Origin of the sequence: Vibrio inusitatus (genome assembly GCA_024346935.1) — a bacterium.
Lineage (GTDB): Bacteria > Pseudomonadota > Gammaproteobacteria > Enterobacterales > Vibrionaceae > Vibrio > Vibrio inusitatus.
Genome location: AP024879.1, coordinates 1,428,359 through 1,445,830, shown reverse-complemented (window position 1 = coordinate 1,445,830; position 17,472 = coordinate 1,428,359). Strand labels below are relative to the sequence as shown.

Genomic DNA, 17,472 nt, shown 5'->3' with positions numbered 1-17,472 from the left:
TCTAATTATAAGTCTTGGGCTGAAGATACGCTGTTGTAAGCGCTTCTCCTCGACACACGGCTATTAATATTTTAGCGATAGCGTGGCCCGAATCTGTCCTGTGTTCTGGTTAACGAGATAGCCAACCGCCATCGACGGCAATGGTATATCCGTTGACATAATCTGATGCAGATGAAGCCAAGAATACGCAAGGCCCAGCAAGGTCTTCAGGTTTGCCCCAACGACCAGCAGGAATGCGATCGACAATTTCCTTGTTTCGCTTTTCGTCTGCGCGCAGTGCATCTGTATTATTTGTGGCCATGTATCCCGGAGCAATAGCATTCACATTGATGTTATGACTTGCCCATTCATTGGCCATTAATCGTGTTACACCCATTACACCACTTTTCGAAGCTGTATAAGAAGGCACTCGAATACCACCCTGAAACGACAACATGGAAGCGATATTGATGATCTTACCGCCTTCTCCCTGAGCAATCATTTGTTTGGCAACCGCTTGCGAAAGGAAGAAAACTGATTTTACATTAACGTTCATCACGTCATCCCAGTCTTGTTCTGAGAAGTCGATAGCATCGTTACGACGAATAATACCCGCGTTGTTCACCAGCACGTCAATACGACCTAATTCGGTCACTGCCCGGTCTACAATGTTAGGGATATCATCTGTTTTAGAAAGATCCGCTCGAACATCGACAAACTTACGACCCAACTCTTCAATCTTCTGCTTCGTTTCACTAGGCTCAGACTGGTTAACACCAACAATGTCACAGCCTGCGCTCGCAAGACCAAGAGCCATTCCTTGACCAAGACCTGTATTGCAGCCGGTAACTATGGCAACTTTGCCCTGTAAGCTAAAAGAATCAAGAATCATGTAGGTTCCTCAAAAGGTATGTGGTTTCAAAGATGTCATTTCTCTGTTGCAGAGTACTATAGCAATTTTTGAAACTGCATTTCAAATAAAATTAAAACATAATTTTAATTTATTATGATCGCTGTCTTGTTTTGATTAGTTGAAACAACGTCTACCAGCACTTTACCGCTCGTCACTCACCACAAAGTGAGATTAAGCAAGTATAGAAAAGAAACTCCACAAAACTTATAGGACATAAGGGAGAAAAAAGAATTGGGCTACGCATGATTGATATAGTTTTGTTCAACAGCCCCTTAGAATAACCATGTTCGAATCTTTAATTAAAGATGACAAAACGCCCCATCAAGTAACTCAATAGGGCATTGTAAAACACAGATTGAAATGGGTTACATGAAGTGAGTAACGCAGATTTTGTTTCCTGAAGGGTCGCGCAAGTACGCCATATAAAGCTGAGTTTTAGAATTACCGCGGATTCCTGGCGGCTCCTCACATTCAGACCCGCCACTATCTAAACCAATTTGATGCCAATTATCGACCGACTCTTTATTGGCAGCTTTAAAGCCAATCGTCATACCATTTCCGTGAGTAGCAGGTTCACCGTTGATAGGGGTTGTGAGACAAAATGCCCCACTATCAGAGAAGTAGAAACAGCGCCCTTTATCATCGATACTTCCTTCTGAATACCCTAAGGTTGAAAGCACTGCATCATAAAATTGCTTTGATGCTTGCATATCATTGGTACCGATCATTACGTGACTGAACATACACGACTCTCTCTAGTTAGTAAGTTTCAATGTGCCATATATCGTAGTAAATAAGGCTGAAACATGTTCCCAATTGAACACTTCTGGGATGATGTTAATGAACAAAGTCATCGTATGGAAAAAGGGGACGACACCTTATTTATAGGTAATGATCCACCAGCAATGCCACAAACAACAGCATCAAATGATAGATGGAAAATTTAAATGTCTCCATCGCTTGTTTGTTGTCAGATTTATATTTCAACTTCCAAGCATGATAGATAAAGCCAGCGCTAAGGATGGTTGAACTGGCAAGATATATCTGACCACTCATACCCACCAATACAGGCATAGCGCAAACTAATGCCAATAAGATGGTATATAACAAGATACTGGTTTTTGTATAATCAACACCATGTGTCACAGGTAACATTGGGATATCAGCCTTGGCATAGTCATCTTTACGGTGAATAGCCAGCGCCCAAAAGTGTGGTGGCGTCCAGATAAAAATAATCATAACCAACAGCCATGCATTAGCATGCAATTCACCGGTAACCGCTACCCACCCAAGTAAAGGCGGCATGGCACCTGCAATACCGGCAATCACTATATTCTGGGGCGTGGCACGCTTGAGATACATTGTGTAGATCACTGCATAGCCTAATAGGCTAGCAAAGGTGAGCACGGCGGTTAATGTGTTCACCCAAGTCACCAAGACTACAAACCCTATGGCTCCAATAGAGGCTGCAAACACAAAGACTTTGGCAGAGGATAAATCCCCTGAGGGCAAAGGACGCTTGTAGGTGCGAGCCATGATGGCATCGATACGTTGGTCGATAAGATGGTTAAACGCGGCAGCAGAGCCCGCCATTAAGCCTATCCCTAGCAAACCAAGCAGCGATTGTTGCAATGGCAAAGCGCCGGGCATCGCAAGGCACATACCTACCACGGCAGTAAGTAGCATTAGTGCAACGACTTTGGGTTTAGTCAGTTGGTAATAACTCTGAAGGGTGCTTCTGGTTCTCGTCAGTGTCTGTGAACCTGCAAGATTGCTCATACTGAATACTCCGTTTCAGAATCCTGTGACTGTGGGTTAGAAGCAGCGACCCTCGCCCATACGAAATGATTGGTTGCGACTAAGGTGACCAATAACAGTGCTGCGCCTAAGTTATGCATTACCGCGTTGATCAGGGGAAGGTGAAAAATAACATTAGCAATGCCCAACCAAACCTGAACCGCAAGGCCAAAGCCAATGGCTCTTAGATAGATCCTTGCCGATGGTAAAGAACTGCGCCACAACAACACCATCAAAGATAATAAGACAGCGGTTGTAATCAACGCCCCTACCCTGTGTGTGACATGTATGGTCATTCTTGCCCCATAATCCAGAACCCCAAACTCATAATTTTCAAAACCGGATTGAATGAAATTAAAAGCGTTACCAAAGTCGAGATGACTCTGCCATTCACCTTGGCAGATAGGTAAAGAGGTACACATCAGGGCGGCATAATTAGATGATGTCCAGCCTCCAAGCATGATCTGCAGAATCAAGATTCCGGTGGCAAATCCCGTGAAGCCTCGCAAGGTGGATAAGGATGAATGAGACAAGTTTATCGAAGGCTTTTGTGTGTTCTTCAACCGGCACATAAGTAAGGTGAGTAAGCTGAATAAGGTAAATCCACCGAGCAAATGTAGCATGACAATCACAGGCATGAGTTTTAGCGTCACTGTCCACATTCCAAGAGCCGCTTGAGCAATAATCACCACGCTCAAAATGATAGGGAAGGCTTTGTTAATTGAAGAACTTTTCCAGACAAGAAAAGAGAGCGCAAATACCACTAGACCGAGAGTACCAGCAAAATAACGATGTATCATTTCTAGCCAAGCTTTATGAGCCTCTACCGCTCGTTCAGGAAACAGTAGCTCTGCCTTAGCAATATCTTCTGGTTGCATTGGCACGGCAATTTTTCCATAACACCCTGGCCAGTCAGGGCACCCAAGTCCTGCATCGGCGAGTCGAGTATATGCGCCTAATGCAATCACAACAAAAGTCATTACTAAGGCTAGCCAGGTCAATCTTTGTATTGAAATGCATCCATGCATATCTTCTCCTCGCGTAGATTCTGTTCGCATAATTGTGGTCGCTACCCTACTCGCGAAAGCTTCAATATTTTCCTTACGTCCGCGATTAAACCTTTGTTTTGCACCACCAGCGCACTAGCTTCAGCTTGCGGATAACGCATTACCCACTGCCCTAAAGGATCAACGAGTAGATAATCTTCAGACTCAATAGGAACAGGCTGCGAGTTCAATCGTAAAATAGGGTAATTGGATTCGTTTTTCGCAAGCCAACTTTTATCTGCTGTCTCTGAAACATATAAAGTAACCACCACTCGCTCACTGTATGCACCAAGAGCGATATAACTCTGATTGAGCAAGTGCCATCTTTGTTCACACGTTTGATCACACTTATCAGGAACGATAAAGGCGAGTTGCCAAGCTTCAGTGACCGGGCTCACCAGACCTGCAGATTCAAAAGTGAATCTCGGTTCAATAAGTTCGCCTTTATTGGTTACACCGGACTGATACCATCCTTGGTTCAATATCAAATGGGCAGCAATCACAGGTAAGGCAAATATCAAGATCAAAGCCAGCAGCTTTAAGCGACCCTGTTTTTGAAGAGGACTAATTGCTTGGCTATGCATGGTTATTCCTTAACTTTTCTCTTTCTCATCACAAACAAGACAACAAGTAGGGCATAAACGAACGCCATACCAAACCATTGAAATGCGTATCCAAAATGCTTTTGTGAGGTCATTGGGTAGGGTGACCAGATCTTGGGCAAATGACTGTTTGGCGAGGTATACGGCTGAAGGACAAAATCAAACAAAGGCAGATTTAAACTCTTAGCTAATTGTTTAAGATTTAGATTTTGAATCCGAATCCCCTCAACCATTTGTTCGCTCATCACATCACTGCTTAATGGATTGATGCTTCGTTGATACACTCTGCCCACTAAATTCCCAGCATTTTCTATACTATCGACCTTTGGCAAGTGATCTCTCGTTGAAGGAGCAATAGCAAATCCCAACTCAACCAAAAGCACTTGCTTTTTTCCCTGAAGATGAACGGCCATTGCTTGCAATACGGTATATCCCACTCTTCCTTGATACGTCACGTTATCGATATAAATTAGAGGCATTGCTTCTGGTAGTGCATCTACCTGTAAAGGAAATCCCGTAAGGTTAAATTTACTGTCTATTCCAACTAGTTGCTCAATAACCATAGGGGTCATCTGCTCCCTATCTTGTAATTTTTGCTCAAGAAGCAGCTTTTCTTCTCCACGAGATAATTGCCAAAAACCTAATTTGACCAGAACTAAAAATAGACCCACAGTTAAGACGATTGCTAATGCCCAAAGTACTCTTTTTGAAGACCTAGGAGACCTGATGTCACCACTGCTGTTCAAATTTATAATCATCCTGCTACTACTATTCATTGTCTTCAATCTGGCCCTTGCGATGGTACGTATGGTGCGAGAAGAGCCAGATTCTAAGGTTCCGATGAGCCGTTATCTTGGGCGCCGCGTTGCATTATCTGCTGTCGTTATCCTATTTTTAATTCTTGCGTTAAAACTAGGGTGGGTGGTGCCTAATCAACGACCTTATTAGTTACTTAATCAGCTATCAGCTATCAGCTATCAGCTATCAGCTATCAGCTATCAGCTATCAGCTATCAGCTATCAGCTAGGAAATTATATGACATACACAAAGATAAACAGACACAGCCAGACCACATCAACGAAGTGCCAATACCAACTTCCTGCTTGAAAGCCAAAATGGTCTTTAGGGGTGAAGTGGTCTTTGCTAATTCTAAATAACAGTACAATCAAAAATATCGTACCGATGAATACATGCATCCCATGGAAACCAGTCAGTAAGAAGAAGGTGTTTCCGTAAATACCAGATTGCAGGGTGAGCCCCATATCCTGATATGCATGAATATATTCTTCAGCTTGGAAGAATAGAAAGAATCCTGCCAGCACTATAGTTAACTCAAGCCATACCACTAGTGCCATACGCTTATTTTGCTCAAGACTAATATGCGCCATATGTAACGTAATCGAAGATAGTAATAAGATTACGGTGTTCTTTAGTGGTAGCCCCTGCCACCCCATGGCTTGCGTTGTATCCCCTCCAGGTGTCAACGTTAGTGGCCACATTGCTTCGAAGGTCGGCCACAGTACTTCATTAGTCATTAGGTTGTTATCAGCCCCTCCTAGCCAAGGCACCGAGAACATTCGTGCATAAAACAGTGCGCCAAAGAAAGCACCAAAAAACATAACTTCGGAAAAGATAAACCAACTCATTCCTTGCCTAAAAGAACGGGCAATTTGTGCGCTGTAGTAGCCAGACAGCGATTCTTGAACCACATTAGTGAACCAACCTGCCAGCACCACCAACAACCCAATAAAGCCTATCGCTAACAGCCAAGGACCTAATAAACCACCCTCATTCATGGTCTGAACGGTCAGCCCTGCTCCAACGGCAACAAAAAACAGTGCAAAAGCAGCGATTAAAGGCCACTGGCTTTGGGCTGGAACGTAATAAGTTTCATGCTTGTCGCTCATAACGCATCTCCTTGCGTGTCATATGGCTGCATCAATTGCTCCGATACAGCTAATTTCTCTGTAACAGCCAAGGAAGCGATTTTCTGCTCACTGTCCTCCACGCTATCACTGATGTCATAGAGCGTATAAGACAGGGTTAGCGTATGGATAGAATCTGGTAAGTCATGCTCTACATAAAAAATCAGCGGCAACTCAGCTTCTTGCTTGGCACTGAGTGGCTGCTGATTAAAGCAGAAACATTCTATTTTATTGAAATGTGTTGCCCCCAATCCCGGAGACACAGAAGGTACGGCTTGTGCAACTAACGCTACTTTTGATTGATTCGTTGCAATATAAGCGGTACGAATGACCTGTCCAGGATGAACCTTCATCACCTTGGATTGAGGTTCAAAAGTAATAGGCAATCCTGGAGGTATGTGCGAGACAAATTCAACCTTTATGGTGCGGGATTCATCCACTTGCATTGTTTCTGGTACTTGCGCTGCGACGGTAGAGGTTTTCCCATTAATACCAAGCTGTTCGCAAAGAATGTCGTATAACGGCACAAGCGCAAAGCCAAAACCAAACATAGCAAGAGTGGCTCCACACAGCACTAGTGTCAGTTTCTTATTCGACATTCCCTTGCTCATAGCAATCAGTCCACTTTAGGAGGGGTTGAGAAGGTGTGATGTGGTGCAGGGCTTGGTACTGTCCACTCCAAACCCTCGGCTCTTTCCCAAGGTTTAGCGGGTGCTTTTTCGCCCCCACGAATACATTTGATAACTACCCATAAGAAAATCAACTGTGATAGCCCAAATGCAAAACCACCAATTGAAACTATCTGGTTCACATCCGCAAATTGGATAGCATAATCAGGGATCCTACGTGGCATACCAGCCAAACCTAAGAAGTGCATTGGGAAGAACAGTACGTTTACCGAGATAATAGAGGTCCAGAAATGAAGTAGGCTCAGTTTCTGGTTGTACATATTACCTGTCCATTTTGGTAACCAATAGTAAGCCGCCGCCATTATAGAAAATACCGCACCTGACACTAATACATAGTGGAAATGTGCCACCACAAAATAAGTATCATGATATTGAAAATCAGCAGGCACTATCGCTAGCATCAACCCAGAAAAACCGCCGATGGTAAATAGGACAATAAAGGCAATCGCAAACAGCATTGGCGTTTCAAAGGTGAGCGCTCCTCGCCACATGGTAGCAACCCAATTGAATACCTTCACCCCTGTGGGAACTGCAATCAACATAGTGCAATACATAAAGAATAGTTCGGCAAAAACAGGCATCCCTGTTGTAAACATATGGTGAGCCCATACTAAAAATGACAGTAATGCGATTGAGCAGGTCGCGTAGACCATGGAGTGATAGCCAAATAATTTCTTGCCACTGAATGCCGGTACAATCGCTGAGATGATGCCAAACGATGGCAAAATCATGATGTACACCTCTGGATGCCCGAAGAACCAGAATATATGCTGGAACATCACGGGGTCGCCACCTCCTGCGGCATCAAAAAAGCTGGTGCCAAAGTATTTATCGGTCAGAACCATAGTTACAGCACCGGCTAATACTGGCATTACTGCTATCAATAAGAACGCAGTAATTAGCCAAGTCCACACAAACAAGGGCATCTTCATCAGCGTCATACCCGGAGCTCGCATGTTGAATATGGTCACGATGACATTAATCGCTCCCATAATGGAACTGATACCCATAATGTGAACCGAGAAAACGAATAAAGCAGTACTGTCTGGACCGTAAGTGGTAGAAAGGGGTGCATAGAAAGTCCAACCGAAATCAGGGCCACCTCCCGGCATAAATAGCGAACTTAATAGAATCAAGAACGCAAAAGGTAGAATCCAAAAGCTCAAGTTGTTCATTCGAGGAAGTGCCATATCTGGAGCACCAATCATCATAGGGATCATCCAGTTAGCTAGGCCAGTAAAGGCTGGCATAACTGCACCGAATACCATCACCAAACCATGAACCGTTGTCATCTGGTTAAAAAATTGAGGATCAACGAGCTGTAAACCTGGTTGGAATAACTCGGCGCGAATAACCATTGCCATCGCACCGCCAGTGAAGAACATAATCAAGCTGAACCACAGATAGAGTGTTCCAATATCCTTATGGCTGGTTGAGTATATCCAACGAGCGATTCCTTTTGCTGGTCCATGGTGGTCGTGTTCGCCACCCCCTCCCGCATGAAGATCATCGGTGGCGCTACTCTCATAGGTAGAGGTTTTGTCGTATTCTTTCATCACTCAGCCTCGGCATTCATTTGTGTGCTGACATCGGACGCTTGGACTAGATCACCAGTGTTGTTATCCCAAGCATTGCGCTCATACGTCACTACAGCCGCGATCTCTTCAGCAGTTAACTGAGTGCCAAATGCCTGCATCGCAGTTCCGTTCACACCGTTAACGATAATATCGATATGGCCATTTACATCCCCTAGCACCACCGAACTGCCTTTCATTGCGGGGAACACATTCGCCACACCTAAACCGTTACTCTGGTGACAGACTGCACAGCGACCCTCGTAAACGTCTTTACCCAATGCCATCAACTCATCCATGCTCAACGTCTTTTCTAGGGCTTTCTGTTCTTCTAATTTGGCAGCTGCCAACTCTTGTTCTTTATTCGCTATCCATTCATCGAATTCTGCAGCCTCAACCGCTTGAACGACAATCGGCATAAAACCATGATTACGTCCACAAAGTTCAGCACATTGCCCGCGATAGATGCCAGGCTTATCAATCTTGGTCCACGCTTCATTAATAAATCCAGGAATAGTATCTTTCTTTACTGCAAAATCAGGCACCCACCAAGAGTGAATCACATCATCAGAAGTCATTAAGAAACGGATTTTCTTACCGATAGGAAGCACTAAAGCATTGTCGACCTCAAGAAGGTAATGCTCTCCCTTCTCATCGGTACCTTCAATTTGTTCATTGCTAGTGGAAAGGTAACTAAAGAACTCAACGTCGTGGTCAAAGTAACTGTAATGCCACTTCCATTGTGAACCGGTGATTTTAACCGTGATATCAGACTCGCTTGTGTCTTCCATCTCAATAAGAGTCTTGGTTGCGGGAATCGCCATTCCGATAAGAATGAGGATTGGAATAATGGTCCAAATGATTTCGACCTTCGTACTTTCATGGAAGTTGGCCGCTACGGCACCTTTAGATTTACGGTGCTTGATAATGGAGTAAAACATAACTCCAAATACAACAACTGCTATCGCAACACAGATATAAAAAATAAGCATGTGCAAGTGATACACCTTGCCACTTATTTCGGTCACACCTTGGGTCATATTGAAGGAAGAGTTGGTATTTTCAGCCAAAGCTATGCCCGGTATGCCTAAAAGCATCCCGAGAGACAAGCTGAAAAACCCCGCGCGTAGCCGGTCGACTACTCTCACGAATGATCGCATTACTGTATGGTCTCGCATTAGGCGTATCACCCTCCTGGTGAGCCAATGTTGAGGCCGGAATCTACCCAGCTCATCAGAACATTTGAACGTCAATGCATATCTGAACGACAGAGATCAGGTATGCGCACCCTAAAAGATTCGTCACACACTCGATGGGTTATCTGAGTAACCCTACGATACAGCGATGTTACATTTGTGTTAATAAATGCTAGTTTAGATTAGATAACATTCAAGAAATCAGTGAAATTCGCTGTTATTGCACGGCGAACAGATCAAAGTTTAACTATACTCCCAACTAGGGTAGCTCACCTGTAACCTCATATTTTTTATAAAAATTTCAAAGAGATCTCATCATGCGTAAAGGATTATTACTGCTCATTTTTCTGTGCAATGTTTTTGCCGGTATTGCTATAGCTGCTGATAACAACCATTTGTTACAGCAACAACAGCAATTTACTTCTCAATTAGAAAAGATAGAGGCAGCTGAAGGAGAGCAAGCTCTATTTCTTGAAGACGTCTTACGACGCAAGAACGCAGTACTAAGAGGGAATATTTCAAATTTAGTAGTGCAATCTCCCAATGCGAAAGAACTAAAAATCCTTATTCCTGCTCAAGCCAGTATGTTGCAGACATTAATTGTTCATGCGGACAAGCAAGCTGAAGTACTTTTTGGCAACACTCGAGATGCTAAAGATTCAGCTGACAAGGCGGAATACCAGTTTCTCACCCAACAAAGAATCAGCAGTGTTGATGTCTACTACACTGAACTAGCCACTACCTTTGGATGGGCTAAAACCCTAGGAATGGAGCTCGATGAATCAAGCTTCAAGCAAGACCTTCAGAAACGCAGTGAAGTGCTATATGACATCGTCATTTATCTAGACAGCCGAAAAAAAGCATTCGATGAGCGCATGAAATACACCATTGAGGCTGACAAACCCGATCTAGAAAAACAAATATTTGCTCTTGCTCAATTGCAGCGTTTCTTGCTGTCTAGCATGAACAATACTGTTACGCTTATGTCTGACTTTGGGTTGGATGTGACTGAATATAAACAAACTTTGTTTGCCATGACAGGGGATATCAATGCTGACGTACTGGATGTAAATGTGGCGTTTGGTTTATTCAGCGAATGGCTTGATTCATTTAAAAATTGGTCACTGGATAACTCACCATCACTTCTGGTTAAACTACTCGTTTTCTTAGCAATACTTTGGGTCACTCGCATTTTGTCCCGACTCGTGGCAAACCTAGTAAAGAAAAGCGTGTCACACTCAAAAATGGACTTTAGTGTGTTAATGCAGGACTTCTTTATTTCCATTGTCGCTAAAGCGGTAACCTTTATAGGCTTATTAATTGCCCTGTCTCAAGTAGGCATCAACCTTGGCCCACTGCTTACAGGTTTCGGTGTTGCAGGTGTCATCATTGGTTTCGCGCTGCAAGATACTCTATCTAACTTTGCATCGGGGCTTATGATCCTTATCTACCGCCCGTTTGATGTGAAAGACTTAGTTCAAGTGGCGGGGATTCAAGGTAACGTTAGCCACATGAGCTTGGTATCAACCACAATCCGTACCCTAGATAACCAGACTCTCGTGATTCCAAATAACAAGATCTGGGGCGACGTCATAAACAACATGACATCAGAGCGAGTCCGTCGTGTTGACATGGTATTTGGTATCGCTTATTCCGATGATTTCGATTTCGCGAAAGAGATTGCAGTTAAGGTTCTTCAAAACCACGATAGAGTACTTAAAAATCCTGAGCTGAATGTCAGAGTGCACACGCTAAACGAATCGTCTGTTGACCTAATCGTTCGCCCTTGGGTAAGAACAGACGACTACTGGGATGTGTACTGGGACGTAACAGAAGAAATAAAACGTCAATTCGATGCGAATGGTATTACCATACCTTTCCCTCAACGAGATGTGCATATTTTTAAGACTGAAAATTCGTAGTAAAAAGCTCGTAGTAACAATATAACGATGTCTCCGGAGGATTTTTCGGAGACCTATTCAACTTCTGAACAACCTAGAGCCCCGTTAAAAACCTCGAGGATGACCTGTTCGATTTAGTGTGAATACAAGTAAAAGTTAGCCTCTCACAACTCCAAATTCACCGTCGTCTCCGAAGTCATTTATCGGAGACCTCTTCAACTTCTGTACAACATAGATCCCCGATAACAACCTCGGGGATGACCCTTTCGAATTGGATGAATACAAGTAAAAGTTAGCCTCTTACAACGCCAAATTCACCGTCGTCTCCGAAGTCTTTTATCGGAGACCTCTTCAACTTCTGAACAACTTAGATCCCCGATAAAAACCTCAGGGATGAATTATTTTGAGGTAACGCGTTTTGCATATTGGAAGTCTGAGGTAGGTTGGATGAAATTTAACAAATTGCAGACAAAGAAAAACCCCGAGGGCTTGCGCCCTTCGGGGTTATAGTCTTACTCGCAGCAGTCCGGCTACTAAAAGTGCTCCATGCATCTAATCCATGATAGTGTGCTTATCCTAAGCTTAATCCTTTCACGCCTTCCTAGCGGTGTCCAATGCCTTATCCTGGCTGACCAATATCCTTACTGGTATCACTCACTTGTTCCTTGAGCGGTGTCCTTTACATCATCCTGATGCTTGTTCCTTGCCTCTGTCCTAGAGGTGTCCATTGCTTTCCTTTGCAAGTTACCATCCTAGTAACTTCTGTATCCGTACAATGTCCTAAATCCTTTTTCAACGACAATCCTAGTCGTTGCTCTCCATCCTGAAGAATCCATAATGTCTGCTTCCTGCTGACAACTTAAGTTTCGTTGTTTTTGGTCCTACTAACAATAGATGTGAGACTTTCACTCAACATAAAATCTAATGATAAATACATCAATAAGAATAAATTCAACAGCTTAACTACAGAAACTCGTTATTTTCTGATTGAGGTAATCCAATTCTCCTACGACTTTGTAAGAGATCTCGCACAAGAAAAGTAGAAATTCTTACCTTTATACCTTTGTGAGCTACCTGTTTTTTATCACATTTTTCAGCTCTGTTGCGTTAGCTGAGCTAAATTTCATTGCTATGATTAGTATTGTCAGGCTTATGGAGGGTATAAAATGCTGAAAGTTCGCACGGCATCGTGCAGCTGTGGTCAAGTTGAGATCATAGCTAGAGGCGATCCTATTCGTTCAGCTTTATGTCACTGTATCTCTTGTCAAAAGCGCACAGGGAGTGTTTTTGGCGTGCAGGTTCGCTTTTTATTAGAGCGCGTTACCGTTAATGGAGACCTTAATCATTTTACGCGAGTTAGCGACAGCAATAACTCAGTTAAACACAGTTTCTGTCCTAGTTGCGGCACAACCATGCTGCTTTCTTTATCGATCGCAAGAGAATTCGCCGTAATCCCAATGGGCGTCTTTGATGTACAAGACTTCCCACCACCTAGTTTCTCCATCTATGAAGAACGCAAACATGATTGGGTGCAATTTTCTGAACAAATGGAGTACCACCTTTAACGCAACAAAATCCCAACAAAATACACTTTGTCATTACAAAACATGGTACAGATCATAAATATCAGAATCTCAACCTGAATAATTAGACATTTTTAATGAATAGTATTGCTATCAAACACGAAGATGCTTATCCTTGCGCGCAATTCGATAGATTCGCAAATGAACTATCCAACATGACAATCTAGTGTCCTTATTTAGACGTTAAGCACGAGTTAAAAATGCAAACTAATACAACAAACAAACTAGCACCGAATGATGCTGAGCCGCCTGTAAAAGGCAATTTCTGGAAGTTCTTTATCCCTTCTATCATAGGGTTATTCTTGTTCATGGCTCCGATTAGCTATGACGGTAACCTAACGATTCCTGTTGCTGTATTAGCTAAAACCCTTCAAGGAGTACTTGAGGGCAGCTTGATTGGTATCATCACACTTATCATTTCGGGTATGGCATTAGCATCACTATTGTGTGCAATAAAAACGCCGCGCTTTATCGAAGAAAATGACTTTTTAAACGGACTGTTCAAGCCATCTTCTCTTTGGTTGACTGTGCGTATTATCGGTGGTCTTGCTGTTGCACTCACCTATTTCCAGGTTGGCCCAGAAGCCATCTGGGAAGAGAATACAGGCGGACTAGTGCTAGACGGATTATTGCCAACTCTGTTTTCTGTATTCATTTTTGCAGGCTTGCTTCTTCCTTTCTTACTTAATTTTGGCCTACTAGAGTTGTTTGGTACATTATTGAGTAAGATCATGCGTCCACTTTTTAATCTCCCAGGGCGTTCGGCTATCGACTGTATGGCTTCTTGGTTAGGTGATGGCAGTGTCGGTATTTTGATGACAAGCAAACAATACGAAAGCAAGTTTTACACTCAGCGAGAAGCCGCTGTTGTTGGTACAACTTTCTCTGCTGTATCGATTACTTTTAGCTTGGTTGTTATCGCTCAAGTGGAACTAGAGCACCTATTCTTACCTTTCTATGGCGCTATCTGTTTAGCGGGCTTTGTAGCCGCTGTGATTATTCCTCGCCTACCGCCATTGAGCCGTAAGAAAGATGTGTTCATCGATGGATCTAAGCCACACCATGATGCCAATGCTATTCCTGCAGGACACTCTACCTTCTCTTGGGGAATGGACTTAGCACTGCGAAAAGCAGGTCAGGTGACTTCGGTTAGTTCGGTAGCTAAAGAAGGCGTTAAAAACGCAGTAGATATGGTTTTTGGTGTACTACCGGTTGTTATGGGGTTAGGTACTATCGCATTGGTCATTGCTGAATACACCTCTGTATTCGCAATTATGGGTAAACCATTTGTACCTTATCTTGAGCTTCTCGCTATTCCTGAAGCAGTTGCAGCATCACAAACCATTGTGGTTGGTTTTGCTGATATGTTCATTCCATCTATCCTAGCGGCTTCTATTGATAGCGAATTGACACGCTTCGTTATTGCAGCAATGTCAGTAACACAGCTTATCTACATGTCAGAAGTAGGTGCTTTACTGCTAGGAAGTAAGATTCCAGTGAATATTGGTGAACTATTTATCATCTTCATTTTAAGAACCTTGATTACTCTGCCAGTTATTGCCGGTGTGGCGCATCTGATTTTCTAAAAGAAAGTGCACTAAACGCTAAACGTTATAAAGCCCGAGCATCGCAAGATGTTCGGGCTTTTTCTCATCAAGATAGAGGGCGTAAATTAACCCAATTGAGCTGCTTCCCACCCTTGGATAGCGACCTTGCGATCACTACCCCAACGGAACTGACCAACATCACCATCACCGCGAATAACGCGATGACAAGGTATCAGAAAGCCAATAGTATTAGATGCGATAGCACTACCTACTGCGCGAGAAGCCTTGGGTGACCCAATACGCTCAGCTATCTGAGAATAGGAAAAAAGCTCTCCTGAGTGACTTTTCATCAACGCCTCCCACACCTTGATTTGAAAATTAGTACCTTTGACAATGAGGCTCACCTTATCACCAGAACCAGCAAAGATGCTGTCCGAGATACCTTGTGCATCTGCTTGTTTGTACGTTGCTAATGGCCATTGCTCTTTCAATATCGCCACCGTCCCAGTGGCAGAGACATCTACAAATTGTAGAAAACATATGCCTCTTTCAGTCCAACCAATTATTGCAATTCCAAACGGGGTTTGGGCCTCTCCAAAGGAGATAATTAACTCTGCACCCATACTTTTTACATCACCAGGTGTCATCGCTTCGCAAGACACAATGAGATCATGCAGTCGCCCAGTACCGGATAAACCCACATTATCTGCTACATCGATAAGATTAGAGGAGGTTTTCAGCACTTGCAGTGCACGCTCTTTAGTCATCGACTGCATAAAACGCTTGGGAGAAATACCTGCCCACTCGGTAAAAAGTCGCTGCAAATGATACTCGCTTAGATGAACATGCTCTGCTACTTCAGATAGGTTCGGCTGACAGTTTAGATGCTCCCGAATGAACACTATCGCTTTTTCGACGGTATCGTAATGACGTTGCTGACTAGCATTCATATTTTCACCTTTCGATTTGATGCGAGCATCTTTTTCATAGAAAACCCAGTGACTAGCATGGTTCCACCGATGACAAATAAAGCGCCTAAAGCGGTGTTCCACCCTACTTGTTCATCAAGAAACAGGTAACCCCATAGAATTCCAAAAAGAGGGATAAGGAAGGTGACCGAAAGTGCTGATGGTGGTCCAAGATCTTCTATAAGCCTGAAATAGAGAAGATAGGCTAGCCCTGTACATACAACTCCTAACAATATTACTGAAATAGAAATCTGTACGTCAGGCATTTCTCTAATCGGCATAAAGGGCAACAAAGGCAGTACAATCAAACATGCCGCCCACATACTTCCATGTGCATTATCAAACGACGAGATCTTTGGTGCATTTTTAGCATAGTTGCTGGCGATGCCATAACAGCAAGCCGCCATAACACCTGCAATCATGGCGATACCTGAATCCGTAGGTAAATGAGCACTATCAAGACCTACTAATATATACACACCAATAACACCAGAAATTAACCCAACAATAACCCTTAACGTGGGTAAACTTCTCGACCAAACAATAGCAATTGCAGCGCCCCATATAGCCGCAGTTGAATTTAATATAGATAAAATAGAGGCAGGTAAAGTTTGCGCGGCATAAGCAAACAATAAAAAAGGTAACGCTGTATTGAACAAACCTATGATAAAGAAGTGCTTAGTATATGCGGAGAAATCTAACGTCTTTTTCATATACCAAGCCACAATCAGCAAGCTCATTGCAGCAAATAACACTCTTGCTTCAATAAGGTAGGCTGGGCCTAGTGCATTGGCGGAAATACGCATGAAAAGAAATGAACCTCCCCAAATCGCAGCCAAGCAGATCAGACGTAGCATGCTCGATATAGTCAAAATAGAGAACCTTGTATCAATTAATCAATAGCATTAAAGCAGTGTGATAGTTAACGTATCCATACTCAACCCGATTCTTGCGCAATTCACTAAAATACCTCTAAAAAATAGCACCTCTTACTGCAACGAAATGATAACAAAAGAAGCAAAAATGCGAACAGAGCCTCAAATATAAACAAATCACTTACAAGTATCACAAATAGTTCAATTCTGTGAAACTTTACCATTAAACAATAAGTTAAGATAAATCTGTAGTGTGGTCTTGTATACCCACTTGGTATTCAAGAATTGATTTTTACTGATAGGGATTTCAGCCAATGAAAAAAATCAGCTTAGCTGTCTCACTTTTACTTGCGGTGTCCTCGGCTTCTGTAGCTGAAGATGCCAAGAGCCATCAACATCACTATTATGGTGGTATCAATCTAGGTGGAACTAGCTGGGGTAGTCTCGGTTCTGGCGTAACCAGCGTCACCGGTGTCGACGACTCAGACTTCTCATGGGGTGCCTTCGTAGGTATGCAAACTCTGCCATGGCTTGCCTTCGAACTGGGCTATCAAGACCTTGGTGAAGCAGACCTAAAAGATGTGTCTGGTAGCTATGATGCTCAAATCATCAACTTAACCGCTAAATTTTCTTACGACTTTGCTGAACGCTTTGCTGTTTACGGCAAAGTGGGTACGCAATGGTACGATTGGAACGCGAACGGCTCAGGTGTTTTTGAAGATGACACCGGCTGGACACCTCACCTTGGCTTAGGTCTTCAGTATGAATTCGATAAGAACTGGACTGGTGCTTTAGACTACACTTGGTATAACGATATCGGTGGCCCAGACATTAATTACTTCGGAATCTCAGCGGCCTATCACTGGCGCTAACGCAT

Annotated in this window: 16 protein-coding genes and 1 pseudogene; 5 read left to right on the top strand and 12 right to left on the bottom strand. The window is 43.2% G+C overall.

Going from position 1 to position 17,472, the window contains the following annotated elements:
• Window positions 1–109: 109 nt before the first annotated feature.
• The 6 genes from kduD to OCU48_RS19195 form a co-directional block, all read right to left on the bottom strand.
• Window positions 110–871: a 2-dehydro-3-deoxy-D-gluconate 5-dehydrogenase KduD gene (gene kduD, locus OCU48_RS19220; protein ID WP_141346174.1), complete on the bottom strand. Its 762-nt coding sequence runs from the start codon at window positions 869–871 to the stop codon at window positions 110–112.
• Window positions 872–1,257: 386 nt separating this feature from the next.
• Window positions 1,258–1,635: a VOC family protein gene (locus OCU48_RS19215; RefSeq protein WP_141346173.1), complete on the bottom strand. Its 378-nt coding sequence runs from the start codon at window positions 1,633–1,635 to the stop codon at window positions 1,258–1,260.
• Window positions 1,636–1,774: 139 nt separating this feature from the next.
• Window positions 1,775–2,671 (bottom strand): heme o synthase, encoded by an 897-nt coding sequence (gene cyoE / locus OCU48_RS19210; RefSeq protein WP_141346172.1) that lies wholly within the window; start codon window positions 2,669–2,671, stop codon window positions 1,775–1,777.
• Window positions 2,668–3,717: a COX15/CtaA family protein gene (locus OCU48_RS19205; protein WP_141346171.1), complete on the bottom strand. Its 1,050-nt coding sequence runs from the start codon at window positions 3,715–3,717 to the stop codon at window positions 2,668–2,670. Before OCU48_RS19205 ends, cyoE begins: the two co-directional genes overlap by 4 nt.
• Before the next feature lie 41 nt (window positions 3,718–3,758).
• Window positions 3,759–4,319: a hypothetical protein gene (locus OCU48_RS19200; RefSeq protein WP_141346170.1), complete on the bottom strand. Its 561-nt coding sequence runs from the start codon at window positions 4,317–4,319 to the stop codon at window positions 3,759–3,761.
• Window positions 4,320–4,321: 2 nt separating this feature from the next.
• Window positions 4,322–5,113, bottom strand: coding sequence for an SURF1 family protein (locus tag OCU48_RS19195; RefSeq protein WP_244312325.1), 792 nt, complete (start codon window positions 5,111–5,113; stop codon window positions 4,322–4,324).
• Between OCU48_RS19195 and OCU48_RS19190 the strand changes: the two genes are divergently transcribed.
• Window positions 5,064–5,285 carry a DUF2909 domain-containing protein gene (locus OCU48_RS19190; RefSeq protein ID WP_141346168.1) on the top strand — a complete coding sequence of 74 codons (222 nt, stop codon included), beginning with the start codon at window positions 5,064–5,066 and terminating at the stop codon, window positions 5,283–5,285. The two genes, OCU48_RS19195 and OCU48_RS19190, sit on opposite strands and share 50 nt — an antisense overlap.
• An 83-nt stretch (window positions 5,286–5,368) precedes the next feature.
• Here OCU48_RS19190 and OCU48_RS19185 read toward each other — a convergent pair whose 3' ends face one another.
• The 4 genes and pseudogenes from OCU48_RS19185 to coxB form a co-directional block, all read right to left on the bottom strand.
• Window positions 5,369–6,244, bottom strand: coding sequence for a cytochrome c oxidase subunit 3 (locus tag OCU48_RS19185; RefSeq protein WP_141346167.1), 876 nt, complete (start codon window positions 6,242–6,244; stop codon window positions 5,369–5,371).
• Entirely contained in the window at window positions 6,241–6,861 is a 621-nt protein-coding gene (locus OCU48_RS19180; protein WP_141346166.1) for a cytochrome c oxidase assembly protein, read from the bottom strand. Before OCU48_RS19180 ends, OCU48_RS19185 begins: the two co-directional genes overlap by 4 nt.
• A gap of 17 nt (window positions 6,862–6,878) precedes the next feature.
• Window positions 6,879–8,435: pseudogene (gene ctaD, locus OCU48_RS19175) on the bottom strand (cytochrome c oxidase subunit I); the annotation flags it as partial.
• Window positions 8,436–8,506: 71 nt separating this feature from the next.
• Complete coding sequence (gene coxB, locus OCU48_RS19170; RefSeq protein ID WP_244312332.1) at window positions 8,507–9,622, bottom strand: cytochrome c oxidase subunit II; 1,116 nt, start codon at window positions 9,620–9,622, stop codon at window positions 8,507–8,509.
• Between the two features lie 416 nt (window positions 9,623–10,038).
• On the opposite strand from coxB, the gene OCU48_RS19165 reads away from it, so the two are divergent.
• The 3 genes from OCU48_RS19165 (at window position 10,039) to OCU48_RS19155 (ending at window position 14,791) form a co-directional block, all read left to right on the top strand.
• On the top strand, window positions 10,039–11,643 hold the full coding sequence (locus OCU48_RS19165) for a mechanosensitive ion channel family protein (protein WP_141346163.1): 1,605 nt from the start codon (window positions 10,039–10,041) through the stop codon (window positions 11,641–11,643).
• 1,145 nt (window positions 11,644–12,788) lie between these two features.
• Window positions 12,789–13,187 (top strand): GFA family protein, encoded by a 399-nt coding sequence (locus tag OCU48_RS19160; protein ID WP_141346162.1) that lies wholly within the window; start codon window positions 12,789–12,791, stop codon window positions 13,185–13,187.
• 218 nt (window positions 13,188–13,405) lie between these two features.
• Window positions 13,406–14,791, top strand: coding sequence for a YjiH family protein (locus tag OCU48_RS19155; RefSeq protein ID WP_141346161.1), 1,386 nt, complete (start codon window positions 13,406–13,408; stop codon window positions 14,789–14,791).
• 86 nt (window positions 14,792–14,877) lie between these two features.
• Here OCU48_RS19155 and OCU48_RS19150 read toward each other — a convergent pair whose 3' ends face one another.
• Entirely contained in the window at window positions 14,878–15,702 is an 825-nt protein-coding gene (locus OCU48_RS19150; RefSeq protein ID WP_141346160.1) for a methylated-DNA--[protein]-cysteine S-methyltransferase, read from the bottom strand.
• Window positions 15,699–16,577, bottom strand: a complete 879-nt coding sequence (locus tag OCU48_RS19145) for a DMT family transporter (RefSeq protein ID WP_141346274.1) — start codon at window positions 16,575–16,577, stop codon at window positions 15,699–15,701. Before OCU48_RS19145 ends, OCU48_RS19150 begins: the two co-directional genes overlap by 4 nt.
• Before the next feature lie 332 nt (window positions 16,578–16,909).
• Here OCU48_RS19145 and OCU48_RS19140 point away from each other — a divergent pair, with 332 nt between their 5' ends.
• Complete coding sequence (locus OCU48_RS19140; RefSeq protein ID WP_141346159.1) at window positions 16,910–17,467, top strand: outer membrane beta-barrel protein; 558 nt, start codon at window positions 16,910–16,912, stop codon at window positions 17,465–17,467.
• Window positions 17,468–17,472 lie beyond the last annotated feature (5 nt).